Source organism: Pseudoduganella sp. R-43, from assembly GCF_049913255.1.
Lineage (GTDB): Bacteria > Pseudomonadota > Gammaproteobacteria > Burkholderiales > Burkholderiaceae_D > Rugamonas.
In genome coordinates this window covers 1,796,929-1,811,418 of sequence record NZ_CP183988.1, presented here as the reverse complement: position 1 = coordinate 1,811,418, position 14,490 = coordinate 1,796,929, and the positions used below count along the sequence as shown (strand labels likewise).

Sequence of the window (14,490 nt, the reverse complement as noted above, 5' to 3'; positions counted from 1 at the left end):
ACTCTCTAACATCTGTCAATGAGCACTTCCGCACTCGTTTCCGCATCCCGCTTTTACCAGCGCTGGCTGGCTGCCGATTCCTCCCGCCAGGCCAAAATAGATGCTCTAGCGCAATTATCGCTTGCCACGCTGAACTTTGCCGATGTTTTGGCAAACGAGCAGGGCGACCTGCCGCTTGCACGCGGCATGCGCCGCCTGCGCAACCTGGTGCTGGCCACCCTGATCCGGCGCGACCTGGAGGGCAAGGCGGACCTGGACGAAGTGGTCACCACCATGACCAGGCTGGCTGACTTCGTGATCGAACGCCACCTGGCCGAGCTGGACGCGGCCATGCGGGCAGCGCACGGCGTGCCGATGGGCGCCGAATCGGGCGCAGAGCAGCACTTGATGGTGCTGTCGATGGGCAAAGGCGGCGGCGGCGAACTGAACGTGTCGTCCGACATCGACCTGATCTTCGTCTATCCGGAAGACGGCGAAACTGCGGCCGGTGCCGGCCAGCGCCAGCTCTCCAACCATGAGTATTTCGTCCGCCTCGGCAAGCAGCTGATTGCCGCTATCGCGGAAATCACGGAAGACGGCTTCACTTTCCGGGTCGATATGGCGCTGCGTCCGAACGGTGCTTCCGGCCCGCTGGCGGCCAGCCTGGGCATGGTGGAAAACTACCTGATCGTGCAAGGCCGCGAATGGGAACGCTATGCCTGGGTCAAGGCGCGCGCCGTCACCGGCCGCGCGCAAGACATCGCAGCCCTGGACGCCATCGTGCGCCCGTTCTGCTTCCGCCGCTACCTCGATTTCGGCGTGATCGACGCCATCCGCTCCATGCACGCCCAGATCCGTGCCGAGGTGGCGCGCCAGGAAAGGCTGCACCCGGAACGCAGCCACAACGTCAAGCTGGGCCGCGGCGGCATCCGCGAAATCGAATTCCTGGCCCAGGTCTTCCAGTTGATCCGCGGCGGGCGCGATCCCGAGCTGCGCGGCCGCTCCACGCGCGGCACCTTGCGCCAGTTGCCGGAAAAAGGCTTGCTGGGCGCCGACGTGGTCGCACGCCTGATGGACGCCTACACCTTCCTGCGCAATCTCGAGCACCGCCTGCAATACCTCGACGACGCCCAGACCCACACCCTGCCGCCGAACGAGGCCGACCGCCTGGCCGTGGCGCAGATGATGGGCTTGCCTGACGTCGCCACCCTGCTGGCTGAAATGGATTCCCGCCGCCAGTACGTCGCCGAGCAATTTGACGCCATCTTCGCCGACAAGAGCGGCAACGGCAGCGAAGATGTCGATCCCGCCACCAGCAATGAATGCGCCGATCCCGATAACCGCGAAGCCATCGAAGCACGCTTTGCCAGCCTCGGCTACGAAGACCCGGCCGCCGCAGCCCAGCGCCTGATCGCCACCTGGCAAGCACCCAAGCTGGCCACCCTGCCCGACGCCAGCCGCCAGCGCCTGGTGGCCCTGGTCAACGCCGCCCTGCCGCAGATCGCGCGCGCCGCCGAGCGCAACAGCGCAGGCAACCAGCTTGGCACGCTGGGCCGCCTGCTCGACTTCCTGGAAGCGATCTCACGCCGCTCCTCCTACCTGTCGCTGCTGACCGAATACCCGCACACGCTGGAACGCGTCATCACCATGATGCACGCCAGCGGCTGGGCCGCCAAATTCCTGACCCAGCACCCGATCCTGCTCGACGAGCTGCTGGACGACCGCATCCTCAGTGCCACGTTCGACCCGGTTGCCGCGGCAGCCGAGCTGGAGCGCCAACTGGCCACCGCCCCCGGCGATACCGAGCGCCAGCTCGACATCCTGCGCGAAGTGCACCACGCCCAGTTGTTCCACCTGCTGGCGCAAGACCTGGCCGGCTCGCTGACGGTGGAAAAGCTGGCCGACCATTTGTCCGCCCTGGCCGACGTGATCGTCGCCGCCGTGGTGAAAGCCGCCTGGCAGACCGTTGCCAAGCGCCATGTGGAAGTGCCCAAGTTCGCCGTGATCGCGTATGGCAAGCTGGGCGGCAAGGAACTCGGCTATGTCTCCGACCTCGACGTGATCTTCCTGTTCGACGATGAAGACCAGGACGCGCCCGGCCTGTACGCCAAGCTGGCGCAACGCTTCATCACCTGGATGACTTCGCACACCCCGGCCGGGATCCTGTTCGACATCGACACCGCCCTGCGCCCGGACGGCGCCAGCGGCATGCTGGTATCGAGCGTCGGCTCGTTTGAAAAATACCAGCAGACTTCGGCCTGGCTGTGGGAGCACCAGGCCCTGACGCGCGCCCGCTTCTGTGCCGGCGACGCCGCCATCGGCCAGCGCTTCGAACAGATCCGCTGCCAGGTGCTGCGCAAGGAACGCCCCGACGCTGCCGCCCTGAAACAGGAAGTGCTGGCCATGCGCCAGAAAATGCGCGACGCCCGCCCCAACCGCAGCGAACTGTTCGATCTCAAGCAGGACGAGGGCGGCATGATCGACATCGAATTCATCGTGCAATACCTGGTGCTGCAGCACGCCGCACAATACAGCGAGCTGACCGGCAACATCGGCAACATCGCCCTGCTGCACCTGGCCGGCAAGCTGGGCCTGGTGGAGGCCGCGCTGGCGGGCGCGGTGGCTGACGCCTACCGCGACATGCGCAAGTGGCAACACCAGTTGCGCCTGCAAGGCCAGGACCAGTCGCGGGTGGCGCCGGAGAAAGCGGCAGCGCACGCTGAAAATGTGCGCAAGCTGTGGGAATGTATCTTCTACACCACGCCATGAACACCGATTCAGGTGCATTTCCACCAAAATTATTGAGCTTATAACGTCTGCTTCCTAGATTGAATCGTGCGGCCATGCGACACATGCATGGCCTTTGTGCAACATCTATGGGAGAACAATAGTGAAGCGAATCCTGCCGAAACGCAGTGTCATCGCAGTAGCCTTGACTCTGCCTGTATCGCCATTCCTGCTGGCTCAGGAAGCCAGCGACAAGCCCATCCCCAAAGTCATCGTGACCGGCTCGAACATTGCCCGCATCGAGTCCGAAACCTCGCAGCCGGTGCAAGTCATCCGCCAGCAGGACATCAAGCGCCTCGGCGTCAGCTCGGTCAAGGAACTGATGAACACCCTGACCTCGTCGGACCGTTCCGCCCTCACCGATGCCGGCGGCAGCAACTCCTTCGCCGGCGGCGCCTCGTCCGTGTCGCTGCGCGCCCTCGGCAAGCAATCGACCCTGGTACTGCTGAACTCGCGCCGCGTCGCACCTTATCCGCTGGCCGACTACAACGAGGTGTTCACCAACCTGGACTCGCTGCCGCTTGACGCCGTGGAGCGCGTCGAGATCCTGCGCAACGGCGGCTCGGCCATTTACGGCTCCGACGCCGTTGCCGGCGTGATCAACGTGATTACCCGCTCCGACTTCCGCGGCCTGACGGCCAGCGGCAGCTTCACCCGCTCCGTGGAGCAGCAAATGATACGCAACGGCACCGTCAGCGTGACCGGCGGCATGGGCGACCTCGACACCGACCGCTTCAACATCCTGGCCAATATCGAGTACTACAAGCGCAACGGCGTGTTCTGGCGCGAAGTGGTGGACGATATCAACCCGACCTACGGCGACTATTTCGGCGCGCTGGCGCCGAAGAGCGGCCAGATGTTCGGCAACCGCGGCCAGCCTTCCACTTACAGTTTCCCGGGCAACCTGATCGGCCAGGGCCCGCTGCCAGGCTGCAGCACCCTGAATGCGGGCGGCCTGTGCATCTACGACCGTTTCAGCCGCTTCCAGGCCCAACCGGGTGCCGAACGTGTCAACAGCCTGATTTCCGGCCGCTTCAAGATCAATGAGGGCACCGAAGGGTTTGCCGAAGTCCTGTACTCGCACACCACTACTGACTACGGCGGTGCCTTCGCCACCTATGGTTCGACCAATCCGGTCGCCGTTTGGGGTGACCCGAGCTCAGGCCAGCAACGCAGCTTTTTCTCTCGCGGCCTGCCGGCCACCCATCCGCTTAACACCAGCGGCGAAGAGCTCGAACTGCGCTACCGCTTCGCCGATGACCCTTCCTACCGCAAGTCGACCAGCGACCAATACCGCGCGCTGGCCGGCATCAAAGGCACGCTGCCGAATAAATGGGATTGGGAGGCGGCACTGGGCGTGATGGGCGGCAAGACCAAGGACCGCAGCCGCGGCGGCTTCTTCAGCGTCAGCGGTTTCAGGCAGGTGATCGGCGAAGACCGCGACCCGGCGCTCTTCCCTGACGCGAACTTCTTCAACCGCGACTACAAGCTGGGCCAGATGAACTCGCCCGACGTGATCGCCAGGCTGTTCCCGGAAAACGGCTACGACGGCAAGATCACGCAAACCTTCATCGATGTGAAGGCTAACGGCCAGGCCGGCAGCATCGCCAATCGCCCGGTCAGTGTCGCGGTAGGCGGCGATGTACGGCATGAAAAGATCCGCATCATGCCGACGGCCAACTTGCTGGCGGGCGATATCGTCAGCAATGGCGCGTCGGCCGCCAATGCCAGCCGCACCAACGAGTCGCTGTTTGCCGAGGTCAGCCTGCCGGTATTGGAGAAGCTTGAACTGATCGGCGCCGCGCGCTACGACAAATTCCCTGGCTTTTCCGGCCGCTTCTCCCCAAAGGTGGCCGCACGCTGGCAAGCCGCGGAATCGTTCCTGTTGCGGGCGACCGTGGAATCCGGCTTCCGCGCACCGAACCTGACCGAGAGCGCACAATCGAGCAAGTTCGCCTTCGATAACGGCGTCACCGATCCGAAACGCTGCGACCAGGCACAGGCCCTGGCCAACGATTTGCGCACCCAGGCCGACGCGTTGCCGCCCAGCGATCCCAATGTTGCACTGCTGCTGGCGCGCGCCGACACGGTGGAAGGCAACGAATGCGCGACCGGCGTGGCGTCCATCGTGCGCAACAACCCGAACCTGAAGCCGGAAACCTCGCGCAGCGCCACGCTGGGCTTCGTGCTGGAGCCGGTGAAAGGCACCTCGATTGCGCTCGATTATTTCCGTATCGAGCGCAAGAACGAAATCGGCTTGAAGAACACCTCCGAGCTGTTGTCGGCGGAGGACTCCCTGCCAGCGGGCACGATCACCCGCCTGCCCCTCGCGCAGGACACGACCTTCAGCGCCGCCGAACGCGCGACCTATGGCGTGACCGCTGGCCCGCTGGCCTCCACCAACGGCATGTTCGAGAACGTGTCGAAGACCAAGACCAGCGGCGTCGACCTGGGCCTGGCTTCGCGCTTCACGGTACCGGCCGGCCGCCTCGACATCAACGGCAATGCCACCTACCTGATCGACTTGCGCAACTTTGCTCCGACGCGCAATGGCGGCAGTTGGGGTGACAACCTGGCGGGCCGCTATAACTACTCCAAATTCACCGCCAACCTGATGGCGGCGCTGACCACCGGCGCCTACACCAACAGCCTGCGCGCAGTATATTTCAGCCCGCAAAAGCTGCAGGGCGACTACTTCGACGAGGAATACACCAAGGAAGCTTGCGAAGCGAACGAATGGGGTTCGGGCGTATGCCGTGTCGGTTCCGAAGTGCGCTGGGACTACAACTTCGCCTATAACGGCATCAAGAACCTGACGCTGTCGGTGAATATCCGCAACCTGTTCGACCAGCGCCCGCCGCTGGACCTGAAGGCCGTCAACCGCGATGGCGGCGGCATCGTCCCGCAAAACCTGGATGACGTGGCCGGCCGCCGCATCCGCCTGACGGCAGAGTACCGCTTCTTCTGATCAGGCAGCCATGGGCAGCGCATCGGCCGATGCGCTGCCCAGGAAGCGGCCGCTGCTCACCGCCGGCCGCCGCGCTTCAATCGCATCGGCAAAGAAGACGGCCGGATCGCCATGCAGATCCGCCACATGGCGCTGCAACGCCGGATAAGCCGCCAGTTCCAGTCCCGCCTCGCGCTGCGCCCAGCGCACCACGGCCACCAGGCAGGCATCCGCCACGGTGCGCTTGCAGCCGTCAAGCCACTCCTGGCTAGCCAGCACTTCGTCCAGCGCGGCACAGGCCAGCGCCATGCGCGCCGGGCCGCCATCGAACCCTTCGTGCAGGTAATCCAGCAGCGTGTCGAGCTTGCGCGCCTCCGCCGTGCCGGCACGGTAGCCCAGCAGGTAGCGTTTCTGCTGGCCGATATGGCGCAGGATGCTGCGGCAATCGCGCAGCATCCTGCCGCCCGCCTGCATGACCGGCACCGGCAAGCCCGGCAGGTCGACCCGCACCAGCCGGTACGGCCGGCACAACCATTCAAGGGCGACGATCACGCCGAATGCGCAGCCCTGCGGTGCGCCGTGGTACAGGATGGTTTCCATGTGCTTGCCTCATTGTTCTTGTTGGGGATGAGGCATTGTCTGACTAATATAGGACAATATCCGCCCTGATTTCGTGCAATGATTGCCACATCATGTCGAAACCCGCCATCAAAGCCCTCTCCATCCTCGAACTGCTGCAAAGCCAGCGGCAGATTTCCGGCGCCGACATGTCCGAGCGGCTCGGCATCGACCGCCGTACGCTGCGCCGCTACATCGCCATGCTGGAAGAGCTGGGCATTCCGATCACGGCTGAGCGAGGCCGCTATGGCGGCTACATGCTGGTGCCGGGATTCAAGCTGCCGCCGCTGATGTTCACCAATGACGAGGCGTCCGCCGTAGCGCTGGGACTGATGGCGGTACGCTCGCTGCGCCTGGCCGATACCGCGCCCTCGGTCGCCAGCGCACAGGCAAAGCTGGAACGCGTGATGCCGCCAGCCCTGCAAGGCAGCGTGCAAGCCTTGCGCGAGACCGCGGTACTCGACACGCCAGAACAGCGCTGGACCTATTCCGGCGCCGCCCGTCCTGCCCTGACCGGCGAACTGACGGCGCTGGCACTGGCCGCGCAGACCCAGCACCGCGTGCGTTTCCGCTACACGCCGCAAGACGGTGAAGCCATGCAGCGCGAATTCGATCCTTACGGGCTGGTGTTCAGCCATACACGCTGGTATGTGGTGGGAATGTGCCGGCTGCGACTGGCAATCCGCTCGTTCCGGCTGGACCGTATTGCGGAGGTGAGCGAAACCGGTGCCGTGTTCGACAAGCCCGACAGCTTTGACGCCGCCGCGCAATTGCAGCACGCCATGGCGACCTTGCCGCGGCCCCTGCCGGTACAAGTACTGTTGCACGCGGACCTGGCCAGCGCCGCAAGGGAAGTCGGCCGCTATATCGGCCCGCTGGCGGAAGTGGAAGGCGGGGTGCGCCTGAAGACAACGACCACCAGCTACAGCTGGTTTGCGCGCCTGCTGGCCTCGTTGAATTTCGATTTCACGATCGAAGGCCCGGAAGAGCTACGCAACGCCGTGCGCGACGAAGCTCGCCGCCTCGCCCGCCTCGCAGGATAAATTCGGGGTCAGGTCTGTCATTTGGACAGCTAGCGCTATCCTTTGATGCCGATCAAGGAGCAAAAGTTGTGCGTTTCGCGTATTGATCAAGATCAAAGGATGTTCGTAGATGTCCAAATGACAGACCTGACCCCGAATTTGCGAATTTGAAAAAAAAAAAGCGCCCCGCAGGGCGCTTTCTTGTCGCTGAAGCCAGGAATTACTTGGCGCTCATCAGAGCGACGGTGGTGTCCAGCATGCGGTTGCTGAAGCCCCACTCGTTGTCGTACCAGGACGATACCTTGACCAGCTTGCCCGACACCTTGGTCAGCGTGGCGTCGAAGTTGGACGAGGCCGGGTTGTGGTTGAAGTCGACGGAAACCAGCGGCTCGGTCTGGTAGGTCAGCACGCCTTTCAGTGCGCCTTCCGAAGCTTCCTTCATGATCTTGTTGATTTCTTCAACGGTGGTGTCGCGCTTGGCGATGAAGGACAGGTCGACGATCGACACGTTGATGGTCGGAACGCGGATGGCGTAGCCGTCCAGCTTGCCGTTCAGTTCCGGCAGCACCAGGCCGACAGCGGCAGCAGCGCCGGTCTTGGTCGGGATCATGGACTGGGTGGCGGAACGGGCGCGGCGCAGGTCTTCGTGCATCACGTCGGTCAGCACCTGGTCGTTGGTGTAGGCGTGCACGGTGGTCATCAGGCCGGTTTCCAGGCCGATGGCGTCGTTCAGCGGCTTGACCAGCGGGGCCAGGCAGTTGGTGGTGCAGGAAGCGTTCGAGATCACGGTGTCCGAAGCCTTCAGCACGCCGTGGTTCACGCCGTACACGACGGTCGCGTCAACGTCCTTGCCGCCTGGCGCGGAGATGATCACTTTCTTGGCGCCGCCTTTCAGGTGGGCCGAAGCTTTTTCCTTGGTGGTGAAGAAGCCGGTGCACTCCAGCACCACGTCCACGCCCAGCTCGCCCCATGGGATTTCAGCTGGATTGCGTTGCGCGAACACGCGGATCTTGTCGCCGTTCACGATCATGTTGTCGCCTTCCACCGTGACGGTGCCTGGGAACTTGCCGTGGGCGGTGTCGTAGCGGGTCAGGTGGGCGTTCGACTCGGCGTTGCCCAGGTCGTTAATCGCCACGATCTGGATGTCCTGCTTTTTGCCGCCTTCGTAGAAAGCGCGCAGGACATTGCGGCCGATACGGCCATAACCGTTGATTGCTACTTTGATCGTCATGCTGTTTACTCCTGATGATAGAAATTAGATGACTGCTTTGACTTTTGCCACAACATTGTCGACGGTGAAGCCGAAGTGCTTGAACAGCACGCCAGCCGGTGCGGATTCGCCGAAGGTGTCGATGCCGACAACCGCGCCTTCCAGGCCAACATACTTGTACCAGAAGGCGGTGACACCCGCTTCAATCGCCACGCGTGGCAGGCCCTTGGTCAGCACGGATGCCTTGTAGGCTGCGTCCTGGCGGTCGAACACGTCGGTCGACGGCATGGAAACCACGCGTACCGGGGTGCCGGCTGCCTTCAGTTCGGCGGCGGCTTTCATGGCCAGTTCCACTTCGGAACCGGTGGCGATCAGGATGGCCTTAGCGCCGGCTTCGTCGGACAGCACATAGCCGCCTTTGGCGACGTTGGCGAGGACTTCAGCGGAACGCTCGATGAACGGCAGGTTCTGGCGCGAGAAAATCAGGGTCGACGGGCCGTCGGCGCGCTTTACGGATTCGCCCCATGCGACCATCGATTCGACGGTGTCGGCCGGACGCCAGTTGTCCAGGTTAGGGATCAGGCGCAGCGAGGACACATGTTCCACGGACTGGTGGGTCGGGCCGTCTTCGCCCAGGCCGATCGAGTCGTGGGTGAACACGAACAGGGAACGCTGCTTCATCAGCGCGGCCATGCGCAGCGCGTTGCGGCTGTAGTCGGCGAAGGTCAGGAAGGTCGCGCCGAACGGGATATAGCCACCGTGCAGGGCAACGCCGTTCATGATGGCGGACATGCCGAACTCGCGCACGCCGTAGTTGATGTGGTTGCCCGGCACGCCGGAACGAACGGCGATGCATTCTTTCCAGTTGGTCAGGTTGGAGCCGGTCAGGTCGGCCGAGCCTCCCAGGAATTCAGGCAGGATTGGCGCCAGGGCCTGGATTGCGTTCTGCGATGCCTTGCGGGTGGCGATGGTTTCTTTCTTTTCGACGCAGGCGGCGATGGCGGCGTCCAGGGTTGCCTGGAAGTTGCCTGGCAGTTCGCCCTTCATGCGGCGGGTCAGTTCAGCAGCTTCGGTTGGGTACTGGGCGGAGTACTTGGCGAACATCTCGTTCCAGCTGGCTTCGAATTTCGCGCCCTCTTCCTTGAAGTCCCACGCTTCCTTCACGTCGTGAGGAATGTCGAACGGCTCGGCGCCCCAGGAGATGTACTCGCGCACTGCGGCGATTTCCTTGTCGCCCAGCGGTGCGCCGTGCACCTTGTCGCCGCCTTGCAGGTTTGGCGAGCCCTTGCCGATGATGGTCTTGCAGCAAACCAGGGTTGGCTTGTCGGATTTCTTCGCTTGTTCGATGGCTGCGGACAGCGCTGCCACGTCGTGGCCGTCGACGTTCTTGATCACGTTCCAGCCATAGGACTCGAAACGCTTAGGCGTGTCGTCGGTAAACCAGCCTTCAACCTTGCCGTCGATGGAAATGCCGTTGTCGTCGTACAGGGCGATCAGCTTCTTCAGGCCCAGGGTGCCGGCCAGCGAGCACACCTCGTGCGAGATGCCTTCCATCAGGCAGCCGTCGCCGATGAAGGCGTAGGTGTAGTGGTCGACCACGTCGAAGCCTGGCTTGTTGAATTCGGATGCCAGCAGCCACTCAGCCAGCGCCATGCCGACCGCGTTGGCGATACCCTGGCCCAGCGGGCCGGTGGTGGTTTCCACGCCTGGGGTGTAGCCCACTTCCGGGTGGCCCGGAGTCTTGGAGTGCAGCTGGCGGAAATTCTTGATCTCTTCCATCGGCAGGTCGTAACCCGACAGGTGCAGCAGCGCGTAGTGCAGCATCGAGCCGTGGCCGTTGGACAGCAGGAAGCGGTCGCGGTTGACCCAGGCTGGGTTGGTCGGGTTGTGGCGGTGATGACCGCTCCACAGTGCTACGGCAATCTCAGCCATGCCCATTGGCATGCCTGGGTGGCCGGAATTGGCCTTCTGCACAGCGTCCATTGCCAGCGCACGGATCGCGTTGGCCATTTTGGTGAAAGGGAGCGAAGTTTTCATCGTAGTTCGAGGAAGGTTGAGTATTTGGTGCACTGCGGCAGACGCCGCCTATGGAACCCGATATTTTACCAGAGCGTGACAGCAACGCTTAAAATTGGTGCATTTCAACCTTTCCGAAGTGACCATATGCCCCGTTTCCACGTGCAACAGCCCTTTGCCGCAGGCCAGCAACTGGAGCTGCCAGCCGACGTTGCCCACCATATCAACGTGGTGCGCATGGAGCCGGGCGACACGTTGACCTTGTTCAATGGCGATGGCGGCGAGTATACGGCAGTGTTGACAGATGTGCAAAAAAAGAAAGCTTGGGCGGAGATCAAGGTCTTCGACCCGCGCGAAGCGGAACTGCCGTTTGCCGTGACCCTGGCCCAGGCGTTGCCCGAGGGCTCGAAGATGGACTGGATTATCGAGAAGGCGGTGGAACTGGGCGTGGCCGGCATCCAGCCGCTGGCGGCGCGGCGCTGCGTGGTGCGGCTGTCGGCCGAGCGGGCGGAGAAGAAGCTGGAACACTGGAATGGGATCGTGGTGTCGGCTTCCGAGCAGTGCGGACGCAACCGGCTGGCATCGGTGGCGGCGCCGCTCGAGTTCCGCGAGTGGATTGCGCGGCAGGATTTGCACAAGCGCGTGATCCTGACCCCGCGCGCGACGGAGTCGCTGGCCAATTGGGCAAGGCACCAGCCGGCGCAGGCGCTCAGCATCATGGTTGGGCCGGAAGGCGGCTTTTCCGATGAGGAGGAGGCTGAGGCTTTGCGGCATGGGGTCCTGCCCTTGTCGATCGGGCCGAGGGTCTTGCGGACGGAGACGGCGGCTTTAGCGGCGGTGTCGATCCTGTCTGCGGCCTGGGGCGGGATCTGAAAACCAGTAAACCCGGGTCTGACCCGCAGGGTCAGACCCGGTCGACTCAACTGCCGCGGGGGTGGTTGTAGGCCTTTGACTTATTGCGAAGATCAAAAGCCTCGAACCCACCCCCAGGCTTCAAGACCGTTGGGGGTCAGACCCTGCGGGTCTGACCCAGGTTTACCGGTTTAGAACTTGTAGTTGCCCACCAGATAAACCTGCCGCCCCAGCGGATCGGTATACCGCGCATCAAACCCCATCTGGTTACCGCCACCCGCAATCCGCTGCGAGAACGGCGGCTCACGGTCAAACAGGTTCTTGATGCCGCCAGTCAGCACCAGGTTCGGATTGAAGCGATAGCGCGTCTGCCAATCCCACACCAGGTAATCATCCACCTTGCGGTTCGACGCCACGAAATTGCCCGCCTCATCCCGCACCGCCAGGCTGTCCGCGCTGATCGGCATATCGTGATAGCCGGACTTGTACACCCCGGTCAGCGAATGCGTCAGCACATCCGACTGCTTCCAGCTCGCCACCACCTTGCTGATCCAGCGGAAGGTCACCGAGTTATACGAATCGAAACGCCCCACGCTGTTCTCGACCGGGTCGGTCGCCAGCGTCTGGAAATCGGCCTTCTTCATATAAGTACCGGTCCAGTTGAACGCCAGCTTGCCCAGTTTGTAGGTGTGGTCCCAGTCGATGCCCTGGTAGTGCGACTTGGCCAGGTTAAATGGCGTCAGCGCAGCGGCCAGCGTATCCTGCTTCTGGATCGGGTCGTAGTAGGACACGAACAGGCCCATATACTTGGCCGGATTGTTGAACACTTCGTTCTCCGGCAACTTGGAAATCTGGTCGTTGATCTTCACATCCCAGAAATCGAAACCAATGGACAGTTCGCGCATCGGCTCCACGCGCAAGCCAATGGAAGCCTGTTTCGAAGTCTCCGGCTTCAAGCCGGTGGCGCCGGAATACGGATTACCGCCACTGAGCAGGTTATATTCTGAGGTGCCGTTACACAGCGGCATCAGCGGACCTGACGTAATCGGGCATGGATGCGCATTCGACGAGCCGCCGCCTTGCAGCGGGTTGGTGATATCGGTCATCACCGGCGCCTTGAAGCCTGTGCCGTATGAGCCGCGCACCAGCACGGAATCGGCCGGACGCCAGGCCGCGGCCAGCTTGTAGGTGGTCTTGCTGGCCTCATTGCCCTTGGTTCCCGGCGCGACCAGCTTGCCGGTACTGTCGAAGTTCATCCTGTCCTTCACCGCGTCGTAGCTGTCATAGCGCACATCGCCAGTCAGCTCCAGGCCTTTCATCACCGGCACAACCAGTTCGGCGAACGCGCCCCAGTTCTTGCGCGAGGCATCGGTCGGCAAGGAGCCGGAGATGCCGCCGATCGGGCTATCGGTAAAGTTCGGCTGCAGGCTGTTGGCACCCATGGTGATCGCGCTTGGATCGTAAACATATTTCTGGCGCAGGAAGTCCCCGCCCAAAGCCAGCATGGCGGCCCCTCCCGGCGCCTCGAATACCGGACGCGAGCCCCGCAGGTTCACGACATCGATCTTCGAGGTGGTTTCATCCAGTTGCTGGTGCAGTACGGCAGAAGCCAGCGCGGCGCGCGTTTCCTCAGTCGGCACAATGAAGGGGTTGTAGGCGCCGGAGGCCATCAATGCGTCCAGCTTGTCGCTGCTGGTGTAGCCAGCTACCGCGTGGTCTTCCGCCTTGGTTTCGGAATGCGTGTACGAGGCGGTCAGGTCCCAGCCGCCCAACCGGCCTTCGACGCCGAGCGCCAGGTGCCTCGCTTCGGTTTTCCAGTCGTCGGTACGGCCTCCCGCATCGACCAGGCGCAAGCTCATGGTGGCGGAATTCACCGTCGCCGGGTCCACGCCAAGCTTGACCAGCGCCGGCACCACGTTGGCCTTGTACAGCGCGGAATTGATATCCAACGACAGCGGCTGGGCCGGCGGCGCATAGCGTGCCGTACTGGTGAACTTCGAATACAGGCCTTCGGCAAAGAAGGTCCAATCGGCATTGAGCTTGATGTTGGTGGAGGCAAACAGGCCGTCGCGTTTCAGTTCCGGCAACAGTTCGACCACCGAACCGTAGTTGTACATGCAGCGGTCGCCCACCTTGAAGGTGTTCGGCGCGCCGCAGGCGCCAGTATTGATCAGGCTTGGATTGAACAGCACATTGCCGTTGCTGGTGCGCGCATTGACGTTGCCCGGGATCGAATTGGCCGATACCTGATACAGCGAATAGGCCTTGCCGCCCTCGCCGAAGGCATGCACCCCACCCGGCGCCGAGAAGCGGCGGTCGCTCGCGCTCAGCTCCTTCTGCGTGTCGTGGCTGTAGGCCAGCAGCACGTTGAAGCCATCGTTCTCCAGCTCGCCAAAGCCCTTGGAAATGGCCACGTTCGAGGTGGAGCCTGCACTGCCCTTGGTGGGCCGGTTGTAGGTCAGCTCGATGTTTGCGTCGGTCTGGTTTTTCTTCAGGATGAAGTTGACCACGCCGGCAATCGCGTCGGAACCGTACAGGGCCGAAGCGCCGTCGGTCAGGATCTCGACCCGCTCGACCGCCGACAGCGGGATCGAGGCCAGGTTGACCGCGGAGCCCGAGCTGTAAGGTGCAATGCGGCGGCCGTTCAGCAATACCAGCGTGTAGCCGGTGCCAATGGCATGCACCGAAGCCGTCTGCACCCCGCCGCCGCCGCCGTTGATCGACGCCGACGACGTCACGAAGCCCTGCATCGACGGCAGCGTTGCTACCAGGTCGGCCACCGTGGTGGCACCGGTCTGCTCGATCTGCGCCTTGGACAGGGTCTGCACCGGCAGCGCGCCTTCCACTGCAACGCGCTTGATTGCCGAGCCGGTGATCTCGACCCGTTGGATGTTCTCCTCAGCCATCACCGGCTGGACTGCAACGCCCAGGCCGGCCATGAACATCAGTCGCACTGAACGCGACAGGATGGTTTCTTTCATCATCGTTTCCTCTTTGACTCTCTGTTTTTTGTACTCGCCGCCGGGTGCGGCTTGTGAATCAAAGCATGTCAATTCAGC

At 62.9% G+C, this 14,490-nt stretch carries 8 protein-coding genes; 4 read left to right on the top strand and 4 right to left on the bottom strand.

All coding sequences use genetic code 11. The features are described 5' to 3' along the window. Positions 1-18 precede the first annotated feature (18 nt). A complete protein-coding gene (gene glnE, locus ACN9M3_RS08445; protein ID WP_426321752.1) occupies positions 19-2,748 on the top strand; it encodes a bifunctional [glutamate--ammonia ligase]-adenylyl-L-tyrosine phosphorylase/[glutamate--ammonia-ligase] adenylyltransferase in 2,730 nt (909 codons plus the stop codon). 121 nt (positions 2,749-2,869) lie between these two features. After that, positions 2,870-5,734, top strand: a complete 2,865-nt coding sequence (locus ACN9M3_RS08440; RefSeq protein WP_426321750.1) for a TonB-dependent receptor plug domain-containing protein — start codon at positions 2,870-2,872, stop codon at positions 5,732-5,734. On the opposite strand, the gene ACN9M3_RS08435 is transcribed toward ACN9M3_RS08440, so the two are convergent. Beyond that, complete coding sequence (locus ACN9M3_RS08435; RefSeq protein ID WP_426321748.1) at positions 5,735-6,313, bottom strand: glutathione S-transferase family protein; 579 nt, start codon at positions 6,311-6,313, stop codon at positions 5,735-5,737. 92 nt (positions 6,314-6,405) lie between these two features. On the opposite strand from ACN9M3_RS08435, the gene ACN9M3_RS08430 reads away from it, so the two are divergent. Next, the gene (locus ACN9M3_RS08430) at positions 6,406-7,374 is read left to right on the top strand and encodes a helix-turn-helix transcriptional regulator (RefSeq protein ID WP_426169768.1); all 969 of its coding nucleotides are present in this window, start codon (positions 6,406-6,408) and stop codon (positions 7,372-7,374) included. 199 nt (positions 7,375-7,573) lie between these two features. Here ACN9M3_RS08430 and gap read toward each other — a convergent pair whose 3' ends face one another. Together gap and tkt are read right to left on the bottom strand one after the other, a co-directional pair. Continuing rightward, positions 7,574-8,584: a type I glyceraldehyde-3-phosphate dehydrogenase gene (gap, locus tag ACN9M3_RS08425; RefSeq protein WP_426169765.1), complete on the bottom strand. Its 1,011-nt coding sequence runs from the start codon at positions 8,582-8,584 to the stop codon at positions 7,574-7,576. 24 nt (positions 8,585-8,608) lie between these two features. Beyond that, positions 8,609-10,600 carry a transketolase gene (gene tkt, locus ACN9M3_RS08420; protein WP_426169762.1) on the bottom strand — a complete coding sequence of 664 codons (1,992 nt, stop codon included), beginning with the start codon at positions 10,598-10,600 and terminating at the stop codon, positions 8,609-8,611. A 126-nt stretch (positions 10,601-10,726) separates the two neighbouring features. Between tkt and ACN9M3_RS08415 the strand changes: the two genes are divergently transcribed. Next, the gene (locus ACN9M3_RS08415; RefSeq protein WP_426169760.1) at positions 10,727-11,452 is read left to right on the top strand and encodes a 16S rRNA (uracil(1498)-N(3))-methyltransferase; all 726 of its coding nucleotides are present in this window, start codon (positions 10,727-10,729) and stop codon (positions 11,450-11,452) included. Positions 11,453-11,622: 170 nt separating this feature from the next. On the opposite strand, the gene ACN9M3_RS08410 is transcribed toward ACN9M3_RS08415, so the two are convergent. Next, on the bottom strand, positions 11,623-14,415 hold the full coding sequence (locus tag ACN9M3_RS08410; protein ID WP_426169758.1) for a TonB-dependent receptor: 2,793 nt from the start codon (positions 14,413-14,415) through the stop codon (positions 11,623-11,625). Between the last annotated feature and the right edge of the window lie 75 nt (positions 14,416-14,490).

Bases quoted from the DNA above. Each gene is read 5' to 3' on its own strand.
- ACN9M3_RS08410 (WP_426169758.1), bottom strand. From the start codon at position 14,415: ATGATGAAAGAAACCATCCTGTCGCGTTCAGTGCGACTGATGTTCATG.
- ACN9M3_RS08415 (WP_426169760.1), top strand. From the start codon at position 10,727: ATGCCCCGTTTCCACGTGCAACAGCCCTTTGCCGCAGGCCAGCAACTG.
- ACN9M3_RS08435 (WP_426321748.1), bottom strand. From the start codon at position 6,313: ATGGAAACCATCCTGTACCACGGCGCACCGCAGGGCTGCGCATTCGGC.
- glnE (WP_426321752.1), top strand. From the start codon at position 19: ATGAGCACTTCCGCACTCGTTTCCGCATCCCGCTTTTACCAGCGCTGG.
- tkt (WP_426169762.1), bottom strand. From the start codon at position 10,600: ATGAAAACTTCGCTCCCTTTCACCAAAATGGCCAACGCGATCCGTGCG.
- gap (WP_426169765.1), bottom strand. From the start codon at position 8,584: ATGACGATCAAAGTAGCAATCAACGGTTATGGCCGTATCGGCCGCAAT.
- ACN9M3_RS08430 (WP_426169768.1), top strand. From the start codon at position 6,406: ATGTCGAAACCCGCCATCAAAGCCCTCTCCATCCTCGAACTGCTGCAA.